Annotated in this window: 16 protein-coding genes; 10 read left to right on the top strand and 6 right to left on the bottom strand. The window is 57.0% G+C overall.

The genetic code is table 11. From position 1 onward, the window contains the following. Positions 1–29 precede the first annotated feature (29 nt). The 5 genes from ADIAG_RS15050 to ADIAG_RS15030 all read left to right on the top strand — a co-directional run bounded on the left by ADIAG_RS15050 (position 30) and on the right by ADIAG_RS15030 (position 6,603). Positions 30–572: a GNAT family N-acetyltransferase gene (locus ADIAG_RS15050; RefSeq protein WP_235045924.1), complete on the top strand. Its 543-nt coding sequence runs from the start codon at positions 30–32 to the stop codon at positions 570–572. 1,073 nt (positions 573–1,645) lie between these two features. Beyond that, positions 1,646–2,617, top strand: coding sequence for a 2-hydroxyacid dehydrogenase (locus ADIAG_RS15045; protein WP_007272272.1), 972 nt, complete (start codon positions 1,646–1,648; stop codon positions 2,615–2,617). A 52-nt stretch (positions 2,618–2,669) separates the two neighbouring features. Beyond that, a complete protein-coding gene (locus ADIAG_RS15040) occupies positions 2,670–4,109 on the top strand; it encodes an aldehyde dehydrogenase family protein (protein ID WP_007272271.1) in 1,440 nt (479 codons plus the stop codon). Positions 4,110–4,139: 30 nt separating this feature from the next. Next, positions 4,140–5,549 (top strand): 2-oxoadipate dioxygenase/decarboxylase, encoded by a 1,410-nt coding sequence (hglS, locus tag ADIAG_RS15035; protein WP_007272270.1) that lies wholly within the window; start codon positions 4,140–4,142, stop codon positions 5,547–5,549. 79 nt (positions 5,550–5,628) lie between these two features. Continuing rightward, positions 5,629–6,603 (top strand): hydroxyacid dehydrogenase, encoded by a 975-nt coding sequence (locus ADIAG_RS15030; RefSeq protein WP_007272269.1) that lies wholly within the window; start codon positions 5,629–5,631, stop codon positions 6,601–6,603. A gap of 1,873 nt (positions 6,604–8,476) precedes the next feature. Here ADIAG_RS15030 and ADIAG_RS15020 read toward each other — a convergent pair. Continuing rightward, positions 8,477–9,205 (bottom strand): GntR family transcriptional regulator, encoded by a 729-nt coding sequence (locus ADIAG_RS15020; RefSeq protein WP_007272267.1) that lies wholly within the window; start codon positions 9,203–9,205, stop codon positions 8,477–8,479. A 269-nt stretch (positions 9,206–9,474) separates the two neighbouring features. On the opposite strand from ADIAG_RS15020, the gene ADIAG_RS15015 reads away from it, so the two are divergent. The 4 genes from ADIAG_RS15015 to ADIAG_RS15000 all read left to right on the top strand — a co-directional run bounded on the left by ADIAG_RS15015 (position 9,475) and on the right by ADIAG_RS15000 (position 13,420). Continuing rightward, a complete protein-coding gene (locus tag ADIAG_RS15015) occupies positions 9,475–10,383 on the top strand; it encodes a transporter substrate-binding domain-containing protein (protein WP_007272266.1) in 909 nt (302 codons plus the stop codon). 19 nt (positions 10,384–10,402) lie between these two features. Beyond that, entirely contained in the window at positions 10,403–11,344 is a 942-nt protein-coding gene (locus ADIAG_RS15010; RefSeq protein WP_007272265.1) for an amino acid ABC transporter permease, read from the top strand. Continuing rightward, entirely contained in the window at positions 11,337–12,149 is an 813-nt protein-coding gene (locus tag ADIAG_RS15005; protein ID WP_007272264.1) for an amino acid ABC transporter ATP-binding protein, read from the top strand. Before ADIAG_RS15010 ends, ADIAG_RS15005 begins: the two co-directional genes overlap by 8 nt. A gap of 95 nt (positions 12,150–12,244) precedes the next feature. Continuing rightward, positions 12,245–13,420, top strand: coding sequence for an FAD-dependent oxidoreductase (locus tag ADIAG_RS15000; protein ID WP_007272263.1), 1,176 nt, complete (start codon positions 12,245–12,247; stop codon positions 13,418–13,420). Between the two features lie 417 nt (positions 13,421–13,837). On the opposite strand, the gene ADIAG_RS14995 is transcribed toward ADIAG_RS15000, so the two are convergent. Beyond that, complete coding sequence (locus ADIAG_RS14995; RefSeq protein ID WP_007272262.1) at positions 13,838–14,566, bottom strand: GntR family transcriptional regulator; 729 nt, start codon at positions 14,564–14,566, stop codon at positions 13,838–13,840. Between the two features lie 121 nt (positions 14,567–14,687). Between ADIAG_RS14995 and ADIAG_RS14990 the strand changes: the two genes are divergently transcribed. Then, positions 14,688–17,597, top strand: a complete 2,910-nt coding sequence (locus ADIAG_RS14990; protein ID WP_007272261.1) for an FAD-binding and (Fe-S)-binding domain-containing protein — start codon at positions 14,688–14,690, stop codon at positions 17,595–17,597. A gap of 250 nt (positions 17,598–17,847) precedes the next feature. Here ADIAG_RS14990 and ADIAG_RS14985 read toward each other — a convergent pair whose 3' ends face one another. The 4 genes from ADIAG_RS14985 to ADIAG_RS14970 all read right to left on the bottom strand — a co-directional run bounded on the left by ADIAG_RS14985 (position 17,848) and on the right by ADIAG_RS14970 (position 20,336). Then, entirely contained in the window at positions 17,848–18,084 is a 237-nt protein-coding gene (locus tag ADIAG_RS14985) for a hypothetical protein (protein WP_007272260.1), read from the bottom strand. 159 nt (positions 18,085–18,243) lie between these two features. Further along, positions 18,244–18,873, bottom strand: a complete 630-nt coding sequence (locus ADIAG_RS14980; protein ID WP_007272259.1) for an MBL fold metallo-hydrolase — start codon at positions 18,871–18,873, stop codon at positions 18,244–18,246. Next, positions 18,873–19,958 (bottom strand): S-(hydroxymethyl)mycothiol dehydrogenase, encoded by a 1,086-nt coding sequence (locus ADIAG_RS14975; protein WP_007272258.1) that lies wholly within the window; start codon positions 19,956–19,958, stop codon positions 18,873–18,875. Before ADIAG_RS14975 ends, ADIAG_RS14980 begins: the two co-directional genes overlap by 1 nt. A gap of 105 nt (positions 19,959–20,063) precedes the next feature. Beyond that, complete coding sequence (locus ADIAG_RS14970; protein WP_043475236.1) at positions 20,064–20,336, bottom strand: mycoredoxin; 273 nt, start codon at positions 20,334–20,336, stop codon at positions 20,064–20,066. Positions 20,337–20,423: the final 87 nt, after the last annotated feature.

Raw genomic sequence — 20,423 nt, 5'->3', positions numbered from 1 at the left:
ACATCGATGATGGCGAGTAAAGTTGACCCGTGTTTGAATCGTGCCAGCTTAATGAAGAAGTCAGCATGCGGCTCCTGCGCCCGAGCGATGCAGCGGCGCTCGCTGCTGCCTATACGCGCAACCGGGAGTACCTTTCGTGCTGGGAGCCCGTGCGTCCCGAGGCGTACTACACCGAGGCGTGGCAGGCTGCGGACATTGCCCGTCGCCTTGTCGAGACCGAAACCGGCGGGGGATACCCGCTGGCGTTGTGTGCCGGGCAAGCTCTGGTCGGACGTTTCAACTTGGCCGGAATCGTGCGTGGACCATTCCAAAGTGCAGGGCTGGGCTACTGGGTGGACAGCAAATACGCGGGCCGCGGTCTGGCCTCGGCGGCTGTCCAGGCAATCGTTGAAACCGCGCGTGAAAAACTCGGATTGCACCGCATAGAGGCGAGCACTCTGCAGCACAATGTCGGCTCACAACGGGTGTTGTTGAAGGCTGGTTTCCGGAAGATCGGGATGGCCCCGCGATACTTGAAAATAGCTCGTGAATGGCAAGATCACAATCTTTACCAAGTTCTCCTGCATGACTAGGCGCTCACGCCAGATCCATGACCCCTGGACCGCCTAAGCAGTTGGTAGCTGTCAGGTATTCCTACAGGTCTTGGCCCCCTAAGTTATAAGAAAAGACGACGGGGTTTGGCCGAGCAGGATGTCTCGGGTTTGAGAACGCAGCCAGAGGCTCGACTGAATTCTGGGGGATTGGTGAATTGGAGTTTCGACCGCGTTCATATCCAAACCACAGAGTGCGTTGTCCGTTCTTGCGGCCTTTACTTCACGTGAGTACCCACGGATTCCGATTAGCTTAAGTCGTCGGTGGTTCCTACGACGGCCGAGAAGAGGAACACAACGGCGCCTATGAACAGACTCCAATCAGTACCTTGGAAGGTCGCAAACATTCTCGCCACGCGGTTGCGAGGTAGCGGCTTCCCGCCACGGTGGGCCGGTTCTGAGCGGGCTGGTTGTGCCTGCTAACAAGGAACAGAAAATAATCGGCGTAAACCCCAAAAATCATCTTCTTCACGTCTTGACGGTGCGGTGTCCGTTGCTGCGGTTGATGCCGCTGATTTCTCGAATCCACACGGAGATCGCGCATCCCGGACAGAGCTGACGATCTCACAAGAGTCTCCGTCGTTTTTGCAGCACGATGTTTCGTCCGGACCACGATGGGAAAATAGCGCACCCACTTCATCCTGAGCCAGCATGGGTTGCTTCCAACGTTTGGAAGTTCAACGTTTGTCTCTCACAAACAACATTGGGTCGCGGTGATGACTGGCAACGGCTCTTCGGTAGTGTTCAGTCACCTCCGCATACGGACTGATCCTCTCGCGCAGCCAGCCGTAGCGGCGCAACTAGGGACCTACGGTAGAACATCACCAGCAGCGTAGCTGGCGATCACCCCCAAAAAAGTGGATTTATGGATTGGGGTTGAACTGAGCTCCGTTTGGCTGTTGACAGGGCTCCGCATGCTGACTAGTGTCAGTAACATGCCACATGCGAGGGATGCTTCAGACCGAGTGATCTCTGTCGACCTTGCAAAGAAAACTTTGTATTCCCTAAATTGGTCAGCATTTGAGAAGCAGCCACACTGAATTGAGATCAGGCACATGAGCACGAGTCATGAAAAGCCCCACATCGTGTATGTGGACGCGAACGCTTCGAGTTTGACGCAGTTCCGCAGTCTAGGACTCTTGGAACGTCTGGGCTCCATCGGCGTTCTGACGGTCCACAACGGCACCCCGGAATCTGCAGCAGACTACGTTTCCGTGGTTGGTTCGGCTCAAGTGGTGATCGTTGGGGGCACCTTGCCCGATGAAGTGTTGTCGAGCGCCCCTCGTTTGGCCCTCGTCGCGTACGTCGGACAAGGCGCGTCGAACTTTATCAATCTACGGCTGGCACAGGATAGGGGCATCCATGTCGCAAATACACCGGAATACGGTAATTCTGCGGTTGCGGAGCATGTGATCGCACTGCTTTTCTCGGTTGCGAGGCGGACGCCCCAAGGAGATCGGCACGTTCGGGCGGGGCTTTGGCGGCCATTCCCATCAGGGATGGAAATCTCTGGAAAAACGGCAGGCCTAATAGGGTACGGCGGTATTGGGTCGCATGTTGCCAAGCTTCTTGGCGCGCTAGGGATGAAGGTCTTAGCGTGGAACCGAACTCCGGTGATCGACGAGGACTCGAACGTCGAATTCTCTTCCCTGCCCGAAATATTCGAGAGATCTGACATGGTGAGCTTGCATCTGGCTCTTAATGAACAGACGCACGGCTTCATCACCGGAGAACTGCTGGATCGATTGCGACCTGGGGCGATGGTGATCAACACTGCCCGATCGGAACTTATCGAAAAATTCGCGCTTGAGGACCGGCTGGAAAAGGGGCTTCTTTCCGCCGGTCTCGACGTGTTCGGACAGGAACCACCGGAGCGCAACGATCGTTTACTATCACTGGAGAACGTTGTGCTGACACCGCACCAGGGTTACAACACACCCCAGGCCTTCTCTGCCATGGCAACGATGGTGGTCGAAAATATCGAGAACTTCCTGCAGGGGAAAGACTTCCACAGGACGTCTCTTTGACTCCGTAGGTCGACGACTACTTAACCACCGAAATCATGCAGGGAGTTAATGAATGCAGTACAACAACTTTATCGACGGCCAATGGGTTTCTGGAAAATACCAGCCGAACATCAACCCTTCGGAGACTAGTGATGTCATTGGCCACTACGCGCAAGCGACCAGTGAAGATACGGATCTAGCTATTGAGGCTGCCCGGGGCGCTAAGTCCGCCTGGAGTCATCTCTCGCCAAAGACGAGAAGCGAATTTATCGCTCGCATTGGTGACGTTATATTGCGGCAGAAGACTCGTCTCGGGACGTGCCTAGCGCGTGAAGAAGGGAAAGTGATAGCCGAGGGTATCGGAGAAGCCGATCGCGCGGGTCGCACTTTTCTCTACTATGCTGACCAGCTGCAGCAGGCTGCGGGCGAAAAATTTACTTCCTCACGGGATCGGACCTCGATTCATACGGTCAGGAAACCCGTTGGCGCCGTTGGCATCATCACGCCATGGAACTTCCCGTTGGCCATCCCCGCCTGGAAGATCGCCCCTGCCCTTGCCTTCGGAAACACCGTCGTATTCAAACCTGCTGCCTTGGTACCGGCATCTGCATGGAATCTGGCAGAGATTATTGCTGAAGCGGGTCTTCCCGCAGGTGTCTTCAACCTGGTCATGGGGTCAGGCAGCGTTGTTGGTGACCGCATGGCGAAGTCGAAAGCACTCGATGCGGTGAGCTTCACGGGCTCCGGTGCCACTGGAAAACGAATCGTCCAAGATTGCTTGGACGCAGGTAATAAGAAGGTTCAGGCCGAAATGGGAGGCAAGAACAGCCTCATCATTCTGGATGATGCTGATATCACAACGGCAGTGGAAGCCGTCATCGATGGTGCCTTCTACTCTTCCGGTCAGCGCTGCACAGCAACGAGCAGAGTGATCGTGACGAAGGGGATACTCGAGGAGGTCAAGACACGTCTTGTGGATAGCCTCTCTACGCTCAGCGTCGGTCACGCGTTGGACCCGGTCAACGACATCGGTCCGCTGGCGAGTGAGGCTCAGCTCTCCACCGTTCTGGATTACGTCCGGCTCGGAGTGGAGGAGGGCGCAGAGGTTGTCGCGGGCGGAACGGTTTGTGAATCGGACACTCCAGGGTTCTTCATGCTGCCAACACTATTCTCCGGCGGGAGATCAGACATGAGGATTAACCAAGAGGAGATCTTCGGCCCCGTTGCCTGCCTCATCGAAGTAGATGGAATAGATGAGGCTATCGAGATCGCCAATGACACCGATTACGGTCTGTGCGCGGGGATTATTAGCGAGTCTTCGCAGGCGATCGATAAATTTTTACACTCAGTCAACGCTGGCATGCTACACGTCAATCGTTCGACTGCGCTGACCGAACTTCATGTACCTTTCGGCGGTACCAAATCATCGAGCTACGGCCCCCGCGAGCAAGGCACAGCCGCCAAGGACTTCTACACCACCATTTTCACGGTATACACCACGACCACCTCCTAACATCGAGCCGAAACAGGGAAGCGACAACACATGAGCCACGTAAAACAAACGGAGTTGCGCAAGCGGCTTTCCGGCGTCCTGTCCGATCTTTACGGCGGCGAGGTGCCCGCCTACAACATGCTGGTCGAAGTAGCCCAAGAAGTGAATCAAGAACACCAACGTCAGCACCCAGAAAAGGCCGGGCAGTTCGGTAGCCTCGAACGCGTTACAGCTGAACGGCATGGGGCCATTCGCGTGGGGAGTCCGGATGAGCTCGCCCAAGCTGCAAGGGTCTTCGGAGCAGTAGGTATGTACGCGGTAAATTTCTACGACTTGCGTGACGCGAAGCCGAATCCCATTCCTGTCGTTTCGACGGCGTTCCGACCCACAGATAGGCAGGAGCTTGCCGAGAACCCGTTCAGGGTCTTTACCTCGATGTTGGTTCCTGAAGACCGTCGATTCTTTACACAAGAACTGGAACACCGGCTCAAGAACTACATATCCCAGAGGACGTTGTTTTCCGAAGAGCTGTTGACCTTGGCAGATTCTGCGGTGAATGGAAATGGCCTGCCCGAAGAACAAGCCCAGCGCTTCCTCGATCTTGCCGCGGCATCGTTTGCTTTGTCTTCAGAGCCGGTTGATCGTGCGTGGTACGACGAGCTTGAAGATATCTCTAGCGTTGCCGCGGATATTGGCGGGGTCTCCAGTACTCATATCAATCATCTAACTCCCAGGGTGCTCGATATCGACGAGCTTTATTCTCGAATGGAACTGCGAGGAATCAGCATGATTGATTCCATCCAAGGCCCGCCTAAATGGCAAGGGCCAGATGTTCTATTGAGGCAAACTTCCTTCAGAGCACTTTCGGAGCCTCGCCTGTTCAAAGAATCGGACGGGTCAGTCAGCGAAGGAGAGCTTCGCGTCAGGTTCGGTGAAGTCGAGGCCCGGGGGATGGCTTTGACTCGCGAAGGGCGCGCGCTTTACGACGCAAGTATGGCGGAAGTGGACAGCGAAGTGGCTCGTAGCGGCCGCACGCGTTCGGACGTGGCGAGTGAAGTCTGGGCTCAACGGTTTCCTAGAACCGATATCGAGTTTCTGAAGGCAGATCTCGGATTCTTCACTTTCGCGCTCACCTCCGATGCACCCGCATCCGAGCTGCCCACTTCGTTGATAGATCTGGTGACAAGTGGCCATGTTCAGGTTGAACCCATAGTCTACGAAGATTTCCTTCCTCGATCGGCTGCCGGTATCTTCGCATCAAACCTCTCTGGTGACGGAAATATGAGGGATGCCCAAGGGGAAGCCCCCCGGGATGCCATGTGGATGTCTGGGCGGATCGGGACGCCGGTTCTGGATTCTTTTGATATCTACGCCCAGGAGCGTTCATCGTCACTAGCTCAGGTTTGCCAACAACTGGGAATGCATGTTGACGACCTGATCCTCCCGTGGAAGCAAGACTAAAACCCCACCTGAACCCAAACAGAATTCTTATGAATTACTCTTCCACTCCACGTTTACCCCCCCTCACAGAGGAATGTCCATGCCTGTAGATGAAATTCCGCGCGTTGCTTTGATGGAGTCGATCCACCCAATGGGAATCGAACTTCTCACGAGTCATTGCATCGTTGACCGTATGCCGGCGGAGGAGAATGAAGAATTCGAAAAAATCCTCGCAAGAGCGGATGCGGTCATCATCCGGAGTACGCCTTTTACTGAAGAGATGATGAAGAAGTCTCCCAAGCTGAAGATCATTGGTCGGCACGGTGCCGGCACGGATAACATCGATCTATCGGCGGCGGAAAAGCTCGGAATTAAGGTGGTGACCACGCCACAGGCCAATACCGGCTCTGTTGCGGAGTACGTCCTAACTGTGGCGCTTATGCTCCTGAAACGAATTCCGGAGGTCACTTCATCCCTCAGAAGGGGGAACTTTTCCTCCGGCGCAGGGTCGTTGCCGGGACAAGTTGATCGTGCCGGTCTGACCGGGCGGGAGGCTAATGGCACCAGGCTGGGGCTAATAGGTGCCGGTGCCATCGGAGCTACTGTGGCGCAGCATGCACTCCAGTTGGGTATGCATGTCACCGCATATGATCCTTTCCTAGACCGGACAAAGGAGCGGTCCTTTGCGCTCGTAGATGACATGGACGAGTTGCTGTCGTGCTCAGACATCGTCAGCCTGCATGTTCCTGGCGGGCCGGAAAGCCAGAATCTGATCGGCCGGCGCGAACTGGAGCTTCTCCCACCGGGCGCCATCTTGATCAACGCGGCCAGAGGCGAGCTTGTCGATCAAACGGCGCTGATTGCAGCCTTGGAATCAGGCCATTTGTCCGGAGCTGCCCTCGATGTCTACGCGCCCGAACCTCCAGATACGAATTCTGCGCTCTTCTCTGCGCCGAATCTAGTTCTGACCCCGCATATGGCCGCCATGACTGAAGAGGCCCTTAAAAGAATGTCAACGCAGGTCACCACCCAAGTCATTCAATTTTTGGATGAATATAAGCGGGATCGCCTTTAGGGTGAATCTAAGTCGGGGTTTCGCCCCGGAGGTTCATGCTTCCGGGGCATTTCCATGCTTGTGGGCCAAAAGACAATCGCGGAATAATTGTCGAGAAGTTGTTCGTTCGCAGCCGCAAGTGTTTAATTGGCTGCGCAAGAGCGGTGCGCATAGTCCGTGCTTGCCGCCTGTATGGTCAAGGACTGGATTACTTTCGCACCCACGACTCGGCCCGACCATTTGCGCTCAAAGTCCGTATGACCGTGAAAATTTACAAGTCCTCGACGGCGAGAACCAGACTGGTCTACTCCCGAATCAAGTCCGACCGTCGAAGAGCACAGCAGGCTGTTAACGACTCGCGAGAGTTGATGCCGGACAAGACCGAGTTGGCAGTGTCATGTGTGGTGCTGGTGGCTGTAGATGTAACAAAAAGATCCGTTGCTGAGGCCACTCGGCCCAATGACTTGGCGGTGTATCCGCAAATCGGTCAGCGCGGTAAACCGAGCAACTAAACTCGGCCTCATTCAGGAGGCAAGCCGCTACCAGGTCTTTGGGTGGCCACTGCTTCGTTCCAGATGAACACTCGCTTCTTGATCTACACACCTTCTACGATAACTTGGCCTGAGCAGTAACCATCAACGTGACGCGTCGCACCAGCGGGTTACAACGGGTTCAGCAAGTTGCCCGTCGAAGCCATCCACAAGTCGATGCTTGTGTGCCGGAGCAACCGTGTGGACGAGAGAGTTACGTAGGGGACCCCGGGCAAAATATCCTAGCTCCCCGTATGGAGTCAACTTTGGATTTGAAGGCCTTCCTGACAAGTATGGCCGTTCTAAACCCCAATCGACGTGCTGGCGCAACACCTGCCGCACGAGCACGCCTTGTCCGCCTACTCCATGGACCACACTGCATTCGCTGCGAGTCCCTGCTTGGACCCTTGTGGAAAAAACTAGGACTTGGTCATGGTTTTGTTCGCCCCCTGTTTCCATGCCAAGTCGAAGCTTGAGACCTTGCATGAACTGGTTCGCCGACGCCGACAGCGCATGGAACCTGGGCCATGACTGCGTCGGTGGCCTGTATGTTGCGATGAACTTGCTGCCGGAGCATTACCATTCGCTGAAAGCAGTTCGCACGGACGCATCCGGGGATCGAACACAATCACGACAGACTTGTGCTCTTCGACCAGACATCCTTCTGCGTCGCTGGAAGACGCAGCACCTGACTAAGCATTGCTACTTCTGGGATACAAATACGGATGCGAACAGATCGAATTCATCCAGATCGCACCCGAGGCGGTTCTTACCTTCAAATGGCTGGCCACTGTGGAGAAGCTCCTCAATGCCCGGTGGCCCAGGCTTCCGGTTCGGTCGTTCTTTCACCGCGGACCGGTGCCGGGCCACGTGTTCCTCTGTACGCTCGCCTCGCCTCGGACCTAGCACCTGCCCACTGCCTGAGCGCAGCTGGCGTTCACCGAAGATTGGCGTCCCGAAGAGCATGCCGATAAGGCAGCACATTCTGCCGCCGTGCCACGCAAGGGTTCGCATTCACAAGCTTCATGACATGAGCGCCCCTTGACCTACAAGGACCTGATGGACTGTATGCGGAACCGCGCCCGCGGCATCATGAGGGTCGCCTATGCCGAACAGCCAGGTGAGGGAATCAGCCTCTCGGGTGGGCCGAGGAGCCAACCACGGGCCAACGCCGAGCCGTGGGCCTCATCATGCTCCACATCCGAAAAAACTGAGAGTAGCCACATCCCCGGAATGACCGATGAATGGCAATCCGGGGAGCTTGTCGTTCTAACTGGCGCCGATGCTAGGCCAAAACAAGTGAAATGCACTATGCACTACGCCCCAACATATTGAGGACAGCACCGGATGTTATGACAACTATTTCAGTCGATCAGACGTTCCCATAGTTCGTTTGGATCGTGTCCGGTCTCGGTCCGTTTCACAGCGTCAGCTAGCAGCACTCTTCCTGTCTTGCGAAGGTGCGTATCCATGGCGCGGCCGGCCTCCACTGCGTCTCCGGCTAAAACAGCCTCCACGATCGGTCGGTGTTCAACAAGAACTGCGTTAAGATCTCTGGATCCCTTGATGGTTGAGGAGCCAACGAGTCTCGTTGCATCGCGGAGCGTATCGATCACACGTTCTACGTAGCTGTTTGCCGCAAGCTTGAGGATTACCCCGTGCAGCTTTTGATCTTCATCCATGAACTTGGGCTCATCACGATTTTTGGCGGCTTCTTCCATGGCCTCATAGACAGTCCGAAGTTTGTTCTCTTTGTCGAGTCCGATGTTGTGCGCGGCACGTCGGGCAGCCGGGACTTCGAGGGAAATGCGAACGGCGATCATCTCTGCGAGTTCTTTGGGCCCCGGCAACACGACTCTAAAGCCCTTGTTGCGTTCGAAGTTCACTATTCCCGTTTCCGCGAGCCGTAGAAGTGCGTCGCGGACGGGGCTTCTGGATACGCCCAACTCCTCAGCCAAACGATACACCGAGTACAGCTCACCTGGAATTAGTGTTCCTGTGCGGATTCCCTCACGCACTGCATTTAGGGTCCGGTCCGTCAGGGTGACGCGTCGGGTATCCAGCGGCTGCAAAGCCGGAGTGGGGACAGTCATCGCACATCCTAGATAGTCATTAGTATTACGAATGCTACAGGTAACATGCAGACTTCGCGGATGAAGGTACCTTATCTGCCAATCCAGGCTTACCTGTCGCGGGAAGAGTGGTCTCTTCTCGATTGCCAGTTGGATTTTTCCCGGCAGTGACTTTGATCAGATGTCCCGGCTGGCAACGCTTCCCTCAGAACCGTTTCCTTTTCAAACGTAAACATGTAGTGTGATGCCTATCATGTAACATGCGACACACCCCCTTTGGAGGTTCCACGGTGAAAAACATTCGCAAAAGTTCCCAGGTGCTCGCGAGCCTCGCGGCAATCGCAATGCTGGCCCTAACCGGCTGCAGCGACCCGGAAGCGGCCTTGTCTGAAGGTTCCGACGAGAAATCCCAAGAACGGCCGACGGCTGAATTCAATCAAGAGGCCGCCGACCTTCTTCCGGCCGATGTGAAAAAGAAGGGCACTCTCGAGGTCGCGACCACCATGGGTATGGCGCCGTTGGGCTACCCCGATCCAAAATCCGGCGAAGTAGTCGGCTTGAATCCGGACATCATGGCGGCGATCGGGGAGGTACTCGGCCTCAAAGTCACTATGAAAGCTGCCTCGATGGATCAGATCATTCCAGGCATCCAGGCGGGACGCTATGATGCGACTGCCGCCAATATGGCCATTACCGACGACAGGATCAAGGTCCTTGATTTCGTCCAGTACTACTTCGCGAACAGTTCGTTGGCACAGCCCAAGGGGAACCCGAAGAATATCACTGCCGACACCCTTTGCGACAAGTCCGTCGGCCTAGAAGTTGGATCGTTCCAGTTCACCGAAGTCATGCCCGTCAAGTCGAAGGCATGCGCGGAGGCGGGCGACCAGCCGATTGATGTCCAAGGCTTCCCGGACCAGCAAAAGGCGCTCTCGGCACTCGACAGCGGTCGGGTTGATGCAGTGGCAGGCGATACGCCCATCCTCCTGTATGCGGCCAACCTCAACGACAAGATCGAAGTCGGTGACGCGCTCACAGATGGTTCTATTCTCGGTATCGGAGTGGATAAAAAGTCGCCCATGACCGAGGCAATTGCCGCAGCAATGAACGACCTGATCGACTCTGGCGTGTACCAGAAAACAATGGAAATGTACGGTGTCGGAGATCTCGCGATTGACCACGCTGAAATCAAGAAATAGCAGAAGGTGACAAAAGCCCGTGCCATCGAATTTAGCCCCTGACATAGCCCCTGCTCCGGCCGTAGTTATTCCACGGAACATCAAACAGATCGTACTCTCCGCCTTTGTCATTCTGGTGGCGCTGGCAATTCTTGTATCCATCTTTGGAAATGAGCGCTTTGGTTGGCGGGTCATTGGTGCATACCTGTTTAGCACCATCATTCTTTCTGGCATCGCGAACACCCTGCTCTTGACGCTCATATGCATGATCGCGGGTACCCTTCTCGGAGCCGTGATAGCGCTCATGAAGTTGTCCGCGAGCCCTCCGCTGCAGTGGATAGCTACCGTCTATACCTGGATTTTTCGCGGGGTGCCGCTGCTGGTCCTGCTTCTATTCTTCTTCAACCTTGCGGCGCTGTTTCCCCAATTAGAACTGGGGATGCCTGGTTCACCACCGTTGATTACCTTGAATGCAAATGAGATCATCAGCCCTTTTACTGCAGCTTTCCTCGCCTTGTCGCTGCATGAGAGCGCATATATGGCGGAGATCATCCGATCCGGCATTGTTGCGGTTGCTAAGGGACAGAGCGAAGCTGCCCACGCACTTGGAATGAAGCCGCTCAAGGTTACCCAACGAATCATCTTTCCCCAGGCAATGCGCTTGATCGTTCCGCCCACTGCCAACCAAGTCATCACGATGCTGAAAAGCACTTCACTGGTCAGCGTTCTTGCACTCAGCGATCTTCTCTACTCAGCACAAATCGTTTATTCGCAAAATTATCAAGTCATCCCTCTCCTTGCGGTTGCCACTATTTGGTATCTCGTACTCGTCTCCATCCTCACCTGGATACAAAGTCGTGTTGAGCGGGTATTCAACCGCGGATATGGGGAAAAGAGAAGGAGTCATAAAAAAGTAAGTCAACGACCTTCAAACGAATCAAAAAACCAGCCAGCGATCAACGAAGAGGAAGCAAATGCCTGAGGTCAATAACCCCGAAACCGTCATTGAGCTCAAACGAATCACTAAATCATTCCCAACCAAAAATTTCGAACGCCTGGTTGTTCTGGATGACATGTCCTTAAACATCAAACGTGGCGAAGTTGTTTGCGTCATAGGACCCTCCGGTTCTGGCAAGAGCACAATGCTGCGCTGCATCAACCGTCTTGAAACACTCGATTCGGGAGAGATCCGCGTGTTGGGCGAATATGTTGGGTACAAAGAAGTGAACGGTTCGATGGAACTGCTCAGTGAAAAAGCCACGGCCCAGCAGCGCCAACGCCTAGGGATGGTGTTCCAACAGTTCAATCTATTTCCACATTTGACCGTCTTGCAGAACATTATCGAAGCACCAACAGTCGTCAATGGGGTGCATCGGAAGGAAGCCACGAAAGTGGCCCTCGAGCTGCTCGCAAAGGTCGGGTTGACTAGCAAAGCTGATGCATACCCCGGCGAGTTATCTGGTGGACAACAACAACGGGTTGCCATAGCCCGAGCACTGGCCATGAACCCTGAGGTCATGTTGTTCGACGAACCTACCTCGGCGCTCGATCCAGAACTGGTCGGCGAAGTACTCCGAGTCATGACGGACTTGGCGAAAGCCGGCATGACCATGATCGTGGTTACCCACGAAATGCAGTTCGCGCGGGAAGTAGCGGATCGCGTAGTGATTATGGACAAAGCGAAGATCATCGAGGACGGAACCCCGGAAGAAGTCTTCGAGAATCCGCGAAGCCCTCGAACACGCGAGTTCCTCGCCAGGGTCTCCGGAACAAACGGCAAGGCATAACGGAATTAGCTGCCGTCCGAAACCAACCCACTTACACCAGCATTCAAAACACCCTGAATTTCAGGGCCCGCTTCAGAGCTCAAGGGAGTAGCTAAATGGACGGAAAAATTGCCGTTATTGGATTGGGCACCATCGGAAGCATGATCCTGTGGCGTTCTTCTTTGCGGACTGAAGGAGTCGTCGGATTCGAACAGTTCCACCCGGCCTCCGACAACACGGCAGTAGGTGGTGATACGCGGATGTTCCGCATGGCCTATCGGGAAGGGGCCGAATTCAGCCGACTGCTCGCCAAATCTGAGGAACTGTGGAAGGAACTGAATGAAGTCAGCGGCCAGACGGTTCTGGACCAAAGCAACGGAGCTCTAACGATAAGCAGCGATCGTGGTGACTATATTGAGCAATTCACCCAGAGTGCCTCGCAGACTGAAAATCCTTATGAACGACTAGCCCATGACCGGCTGGAACAGACTTACCCGCAGCATCGTCTCCTCCCGACTGACATCGGACTATTCGATCCGCGCGGTGGATTGCTCAGGACCGACCTAGCGGTACTTACCGCGATTGAGCAGGCCAAAGCCAATGGTGCTCGGGTGCATGCTTCCGCTCAAATTGACCAAATTATTCCGCATGAGAACCACGTTGAGATCGAAGTTGATGGCAAACGCCTGAAATTTGAAAAGGTGGTCATTGCAGCAGGCGCCTGGTCCCGAAATCTGTTACCTGAGCGCTATTCCAAGTGGTTGAAGACCGGGCGAATCCTTCTGACCTGGTATGCAACCAAGCATCCGAAGGAATTTTCAGCAGAAGCCTTCCCCGCATTCATGCGTGATTCAACGGATCTGCACATGTGGGGCGCACCCGCGATCGACGGCAGTACCGTCAAGCTCGGAGGGATCGTTCCCCCACAGGAAATTCTTCGGATGTCGGAGATGGATCGGAACCTATCACCTGAAGAAATCAATACGTGTAATCTGGCCGTTGAGCAGTTCATGCCAGGCTTGTATCCTACGTGCGTCCGTTCGAAGGCGTATCCAGACCTTTACTCCATGGATAATAATCCACTCATCGGTTGGGTCGATGAAATGCCAGGGGTATATTTGGCTACCGGGTTTTCGGGTAAGGGCTTCAAAATGGCCTCTGGTGTCGGTGAATCTGTCGCTAGTGAACTTTCGTCAGGTCAGCCGAACGAAAATATTGCCTTTGCAAACCCCTCGCGATTTCATACCAGAAAGCCGAGCGGTCACGATTGGGAACGGCTAAACCTAGCATGACGAAAATTTCGGTCCCTGAGCCGCCATAGCCGATTTGGAAATAAATTCTTTGTGGCCTGCTGACAGCTGGCCACAGATTCATGCGGTGTCGATATCGGTGCCATGGTTGGACGGCCAGATTATTCAGGGGATGTTTGAGGTATCTCTGGCCATCAACGAAGCGGGGTCCGGTTTTCGCAGAGTCGTTTCTCGACGCCGCTATTGGCGGCGGAAGTATCGGTCTGGGAGTGTTCGATTGACGGGGTGTTCAAAGCGGCTTGGGGCTTTGCGCTCACGATTTGGGCCTCCACCACTGTTTACGTCAGTTGTGAGTGGCGCGTCCGAGGCGATTTGCGGTGATGCTTTCGTCGTCAGCACGGCATGCGTACTGTACAAATCTGAGTTGCAGAACTTCAAATCGGCGTCGGTCGTAAAAAGTTAATATCCTTCGGTCCACTCGTGCCACAGGTCATCGGGATCCACATCTAGTTCTTGACCCGCGACAGCTTGCGCGACCAGAAGCCGCCCGGTCATCGTGAGATGTTCTCTCATGGCTGTGGCGGCTTCGGAGCTTTTTCCGGCTTTGATGGCCTCAATGATGGGTGAGTGCTCGGCAACGATGTCGTGCATTGTTCGTTCCTTGCCGGCTGTGGAAACGCCCAGTAGCCGGGTAGCCACACGTAGCCGATTGACGAAGTCCCGTCCACGGCTTGAGCGTGCAGCCCCTAGGATCAAATCGTGTAATTGCTGGTCAAGAGCGAAGAACTCATCTTCTGAGTCATGGGATGCTGCCGTGCGCATGCGGCCCTCAAGTGCCGCGAATTCGGCTGTTAGTTCCGCTGTTCGGGCCGCCGCAGCGCGGTGGGCGGCTGGCACCTCGAGCGCTAGCCGCAGTGAGAATATTTCTGCCACGTCGTGTGGACTTGTCGGGATGATACGGAAGCCCCTGTTGCGTGAGAACTCGATCAACCCCGCCTCTTCGAGCCGCAATAAGCCCTCACGGACTGGTGAGCGGGAGATTTCCAGCAGTTCGGCGAGTTGGTAAACGCTGTAAAGTCGCCCCACTTCCATGTCGCCGGTGATCACTGAATGGCGAACATAGTTCATTACTTGGTCGGCCAACGACTGCCCGCGTTGGGGCAAGAGACGGGAATCGGGGCTAGTCATGTTCCGATCTTCTCATTGTTCGGATTTAAGCGGGTCTACGTATAACCGAAGCAACGGCACGTCCACGGATTGACTGTAACATGTTACGATTGCGATACTTGTCCCAAGAGAGGCCCTAGCCATGGAAATCCTGCCCGTTGCGCTCGACGCGGCCGCAGCGATGCGCTCGCGGTTGCGTACCGACATGACCACCCGAGCTGCATACGTCTCGGATGCATCGATCTTCAGGCGTGTCCCGGCCGCTGTGCTGGAAGTTCGCAGTGAGGAGGACATCACCCACGCGCTGGCCTACGCACAGTCCGAAGGGCTTGCTGTAACCGGCCGCGGCGGGGGCACCTCGGTGGCAGGCAACGCCATTGGGGAAGGTCTGGTGCTTGACACCTCGAGATACTTCAACAAGATCCTAGACATCGACCCGGTGGCCCGAACCGCGCGCATCCAACCCGGGGTCGTGTGCGACAAGCTGCGTGACGCGGCTGCCGAATTCGGGCTTACCTATGGGCCTGACCCCTCCACACACAGTCGGTGCACCGTGGGCGGCATGGTTGCTAACAACGCCTGCGGTTCCCACTCGCTGGCCTGGGGCACCGCGGCTGACAACGTGGAATCGGTCAAAGTCATGTTCGCCGATGGCACGACCGCCACCCTAGGGACCACAGGCACCGACAGCCACGAGCTCAACGTGGCACTGAAAAAGCTCCGCGACGCGAACCTTGCCACCCTGCGCACGGAACTCGGACGCTTCCCCCGTCAGGTGTCCGGTTACGGGCTACACCACCTGTTGCCCGAAAACGGGTTCAACACCGCCCGCGCCTTCGCCGGAACCGAGGGCACCTGCGGAATCATCACCGAACTCACCGTCAAACTCGTCGAAAAGCCTCGGGCCACAGCGCTGGCAGTGCTTGCCTTCGAAACTGTTTTTGATGCGGCTGCTGCGGCCGCCACCATGCGCCGCCCCGGCGTCACGACCGCAGAAGGAATGGGCGGTGACTTGTTGGATGCCCTGCGTTCACGCCCGGGACAGGAGCTAGCGGGGTCCGACCTCCCGGGCTTGGGTGGAGGCTACGCCAACGGAGTTGAAAAGGCTGGTGGCTGGCTCTTCTGCGAAACAGCGGGGGAGACCCCCGAGACCGCCCGTGCCGTCGCCGATGCCCTGGTTTCCGAATACCTGGATGCAAAGTCCGCCGGAGCCATCGACGCCGTGGTCGTCACCGAGCACGCTGCGGCCCGCAAATTGTGGCGCATCCGGGAAGCATCGGCAGGCATCGTCACCCGTCTGCCCGACGGCGGAGAAGCCTGGCCGTCATGGGAAGACTCGGCCGTTCCTCCCGAGCACCTGGCAGACTACCTCCGTGATCTCTACACACTGATGGACAAGCACGGCCTGCGCGGCATCCCTTTCGGCCACTTCGGCGAGGGGTGTGTGCACGTGAGGATCTCCTTCACGCTGGGTACTGAGGAGGGCGTGGCAGTCTTCCGTTCCTTCATGGAAGCCGCAGCCAAGACCGTAGCGGGCTACGGCGGATCGCTCTCCGGAGAACACGGGGACGGCCGTGCGCGCTCCGAGCTGCTGGGCACCATGTACAGCGGCGCCGCGATGGGCGCCTTCAGGGACTTCAAGAACGTCTTCGATCCCACCGGGCTGTTCAACCCCGGGGTGCTCATCGACCCCGAACGTATCGATGACCGGCTGCGGCCCGGCCCGGGCCAGCGCAACTTTGAGCTGTCGCCCGTCCACGCGCTCTCCCGCGACAAAGGCTCGCTGCTCAACGGCGTGAACCGCTGCGTCGGGGTGGGACTGTGCCGCTCGGACGAGGGGGCGATGTGTCCCTCCTTCCAAGGCACCGGCGACGAGGTGGACTCCACCCGGGGACGGGCCCGGGTGCTCTCGGAAATGTTCCGCGGCGAATCCCTTCCCTCCGCTTACAAATCGGAGGAAGTCAAGGACGCCTTAGACTTGTGCCTGTCTTGCAAGGCCTGCGCGTCTGAATGTCCGGTCAACGTGGACATGGCCACCTACAAATCGGAGTTCCTACACAGGTTCTACGAGAAGCGGCTGCGGCCCATGGCCCACTACACCATGGGTTGGCTGCCGATGCTCACCCGGATCCTGCACGCGATTCCCGGTGGGGCATCTGCGACCAATGCGATGCTACGCCTGACGCCGGTAGAAAAACTGGTGAAAAAGCTTGGCGGCATCGAGCCGACTCGGACCATGATCACCTTTGCCCCCGAGTCGCTGCAGCGCTGGTTCGCCAAGCGCCCGACGAGCAACTCTGCCGCCGGCTCCACGGTGGTGCTTTGGCCGGACTCATTCAACAACCACCTCGATACTTCTCCAGGCAAGGCCGCCGTCGAAGTACTCGAAGCACTTGGATACACCGTCATCATCCCCGAAGATTTCGTCTGCTGCGGACTCACCTGGCACTCCACCGGGCAGCTGGATGCCGCCCGGAAAGTCATCGGCCACACACTGAAGGTCATGGAACCGCTGCTCGAGGCCGGCTACCCGGTCATCGGCCTGGAGCCCTCCTGCACCGTGATGCTGGGACACGAAATCACCGAGCTGGTCCCAGGCGATCCACGCGCCGCTGCACTGGCCGCCGCAGTGGTGCCCTTCGGCGATCTGGTCGCCGAACACTTGCCTGCAGACGGCAAGCCCAGTGCCGTCTGGCCCTTTGGAACGTTGGACGCCGGAGCAGTCTCGCAGGTGCACTGCCACGAACGATCTATAGGTGATCACTCCGGAACCGCGAAGGTACTTGCCTCGGTGGGCATCAACGAGCGCGAGATCGAGACCGGTTGTTGCGGGCTGGCCGGGAACTGGGGCTTCGAACCCGGACATGCGGAGCTCTCCCGCACCCTCGGTGAGCGCGAGCTCTTCCCGGCGATCCGTGGGAGGGCCGAAGGGGACCTAGTGCTGGCCGATGGATTCTCCTGCCGGACCCAGATTTCCGAGGGCACCGACGCGAAGGGCATGCACCTCGCCCAGGTACTCGCCGCCGCACGGCTGGACGCCAACGAGCTGTAAATTGCACAGCGCAGCGGGAGCCCTCCGGGATGTTTTTGCGACCGCGCAGGTGCCTACAGCGGCTGGCTCGGGTCTGGTCCTTGGCTGCTTTTGGGCACTGGGTCCCCAATCGAAAAGCAACGCAGCCAGAGGCCTATCCGAATTCGGGGGATTGGCGAATTGGAGTTTTGACAGCGTTTATATCGCGGCCCAAAGAGTGCGTTGTCCGTCCTTGCAACCTTTGCTTCATGTGAGTACCCACGGATGCCGGTCAGCGTAAATCGTCCGTGGTTCCTGCAACAGCCGAGAAGAGGAACACCAAGGCGCTTATGAACAGACTCCAGTCCATACCTTGGAAGGTCACAAACATTCTCGCCACGCGGTTGTGAGGTAGCGGCTTGCCACCACGGTGGGCCGGGTCTGATCGGGTTGGCTGTTCTTTCCACTTGGAATAGACAAGAATCGCCGCAAGCCCAACAAAAGCAACCCACGATACGATCGTGTCCATTGTTGCGACCCTTTTCGTTGGTTGGGTAAATTCTTTGCCTGGCGCCCAGACAGAAGAGGTCTGTTAGGAAATTTGCCGCTTCCATGAAGAAAGGTGTGGGCGGTAAAAACACGGAAACCATGTCTTCACCACCCACACCCTGCGGACCAACAACGGAGACTAGCTCCCGCGCTTGATCCATTCATCCAGGTTCGGAGCTTCTGCCCCGATGGTGGTGGCATCACCATGACCGGTGTTCACCACAGTGTCACCGGGCAGTTGAAACAGACGTTCGCGAATCGAGTCGATGATCGTCTCGAAGCTCGAGTAGCTACGTCCGGTGGCACCAGGGCCACCGTTGAACAACGTGTCGCCGGAGAACAAGGTTCCCAGAGACTCAACGTAGAAGCACGTCGAGCCGGGGGAGTGCCCCGGCGTGTGCAAAGCGACCAAGGTGGTTCCGGCGACCTCGAAGGTGTCTCCGTCATTGATCTCCACATCAGCGGTGGTTCCGGGGAACACATCCTGCCAGAGCATCGTGTCTGCCGGGTTCAGGTGGATCGGAGCCTCAACCAAGTCCGCGAATTCGCGGGCGTAACGGATGTGATCGTCGTGCCCGTGGGTCAGCAGCACGGCCTTGACCGCACGGTTGCCCACCGCTTCCTTGATCTTGGCCGGATCGTGGGCCGGGTCGATGACGAAGACCTCGTCCTGGTTTCCAATGATCCACACGTTGTTGTCCACATCCCAGGTGCCTCCGTCGAGGGAGAACGTGCCGGAGGTGACGATGTTCTGAATCTGCGCGCTCATTAGAGTTCCACCACCGAACGCAAGACCTTGCCCTCGCCCATCTTGGTGAAGGCGGCCTCCACATCGTTGATTCCAATGCGTTCGGACACGAACGCATCCAGATCCAGACGACCGAGCTTGTACTGCTCAACCAACATCGGGAAGTCACGCGACGGCAAGCAATCCCCGTACCAAGAAGACTTCAGCGATCCACCGTGTCCAAAGACATCCAGCAGCGGCAACTCCAACTTCATCTCCGGGGTCGGAACACCCACCAACACCACACGGCCAGCCAGGTCACGGGCGTAGAACGCCTGCTTGTAAGTTTCCGGACGGCCCACGGCCTCGATAACCACATCGGCGCCAAAGCCACCGGTGACGGCCTTGATGCCTTCGACAGCATCATCGGTCTTGGAGTTCACGGTGTGCGTGGCCCCCATGTTCTTCGCCATGGCCAGCTTGTCGTCATCGAGGTCCACGGCCACGATGGTGGTGGCCCCGGCCAGCTTCGCTCCGGCGATCGCGGCAATGCCGACACCGCCGCAACCGATCACTGCCACGGACTCGCCGCGCTTGACCTCGCCGGTGTTGAGGGCCGCACCAATGCCGGCCATCACCCCGCAACCCAAAAGGCCTACGGCTGCAGCATCGACATCCTCATCGACCTTGGTGCACTGCCCGGCGGCAACCAGGGTCTTTTCGGCAAACGCGCCAATGCCCAGGGCCGGGGAAAGCTCGGTCCCATCCTCCAAGGTCATCTTCTGGGTGGCGTTGGCGGTGTTGAAGCAGTACTGGGCCTGGCCCTTGGCACAAGCACGGCACTGGCCGCAAACCGCACGCCAGTTCAAGATGACGCGGTCGCCGACCACAACGTTTTCAACGCCGTCGCCGATCTTTGAGACCACTCCGGTGGCTTCGTGCCCGAGCAAGTAGGGGTAGTCGTTGCCGATGCCACCGAGCTTGTAGTGCAGGTCGGTGTGGCAGACCCCGCAGGTGAGGATGTCCACCACTGCCTCGCCCGGACCCGGGTCGGGAACAATGATGGTCACCGTCTCAACGGGGGCGTCCTTGGCACGGACGATGACGGCCTGAACCTTTTGTGACATGTCACTCCATTCATGCGCGGTCGCGTTGTGCGACCAAAACTTAACGAGGAAGGGGCGCCAATTGCCTTTCGGCGAGGGGCACCCCTCTATCCAATCACAGGCCGACTAGACCCGCTCGAGGACTTCCTCAATACGTGGGTTTGTTGCGGAGGTTCCATCGGGGAAGATCAGCGTCGGTACGGTTTGGTTCCCTCCGTTGACGGATTCCACCAGCTCCGCGGTGCCTTCGACTTCTTCGATGTTGACCTCGGTGTAGCCGATTCCCTTGGCATCCATGAGGCGCTTGAGGTTGCGGCAATAGCCGCACCACGAGGTGGTGAACATCGTGACTGCGCCGGCTTTGGGGATGTAGGGGGCAATTTTTTCATTTTCGCTCATACCTGATGTAACCACGGACATGGGAGTCTTATTTCATGTTCCTTCACGAGCCGGCCGGGAAGCACACGTCCCCGCAGGCGCATGCCA

The sequence above is a fragment of the Paeniglutamicibacter gangotriensis Lz1y genome, assembly GCF_000348945.1.
Classification (GTDB): domain Bacteria; phylum Actinomycetota; class Actinomycetes; order Actinomycetales; family Micrococcaceae; genus Paeniglutamicibacter; species Paeniglutamicibacter gangotriensis.
Note: the sequence above shows the minus strand (reverse complement) of the source record. Positions and strands in the feature narration are given on the sequence as shown.

Excerpts from the sequence above, each read along its gene's own strand:
- ADIAG_RS15045 (WP_007272272.1), top strand. The coding sequence starts at position 1,646 with ATGAGCACGAGTCATGAAAAGCCCCACATCGTGTATGTGGACGCGAAC.
- ADIAG_RS15040 (WP_007272271.1), top strand. The coding sequence starts at position 2,670 with ATGCAGTACAACAACTTTATCGACGGCCAATGGGTTTCTGGAAAATAC.
- hglS (WP_007272270.1), top strand. The coding sequence starts at position 4,140 with ATGAGCCACGTAAAACAAACGGAGTTGCGCAAGCGGCTTTCCGGCGTC.
- ADIAG_RS15030 (WP_007272269.1), top strand. The coding sequence starts at position 5,629 with ATGCCTGTAGATGAAATTCCGCGCGTTGCTTTGATGGAGTCGATCCAC.
- ADIAG_RS15020 (WP_007272267.1), bottom strand. The coding sequence starts at position 9,205 with ATGACTGTCCCCACTCCGGCTTTGCAGCCGCTGGATACCCGACGCGTC.
- ADIAG_RS15005 (WP_007272264.1), top strand. The coding sequence starts at position 11,337 with ATGCCTGAGGTCAATAACCCCGAAACCGTCATTGAGCTCAAACGAATC.
- ADIAG_RS15000 (WP_007272263.1), top strand. The coding sequence starts at position 12,245 with ATGGACGGAAAAATTGCCGTTATTGGATTGGGCACCATCGGAAGCATG.
- ADIAG_RS14995 (WP_007272262.1), bottom strand. The coding sequence starts at position 14,566 with ATGACTAGCCCCGATTCCCGTCTCTTGCCCCAACGCGGGCAGTCGTTG.
- ADIAG_RS14990 (WP_007272261.1), top strand. The coding sequence starts at position 14,688 with ATGGAAATCCTGCCCGTTGCGCTCGACGCGGCCGCAGCGATGCGCTCG.
- ADIAG_RS14985 (WP_007272260.1), bottom strand. The coding sequence starts at position 18,084 with ATGGACACGATCGTATCGTGGGTTGCTTTTGTTGGGCTTGCGGCGATT.
- ADIAG_RS14980 (WP_007272259.1), bottom strand. The coding sequence starts at position 18,873 with ATGAGCGCGCAGATTCAGAACATCGTCACCTCCGGCACGTTCTCCCTC.
- ADIAG_RS14975 (WP_007272258.1), bottom strand. The coding sequence starts at position 19,958 with ATGTCACAAAAGGTTCAGGCCGTCATCGTCCGTGCCAAGGACGCCCCC.
- ADIAG_RS14970 (WP_043475236.1), bottom strand. The coding sequence starts at position 20,336 with ATGAGCGAAAATGAAAAAATTGCCCCCTACATCCCCAAAGCCGGCGCA.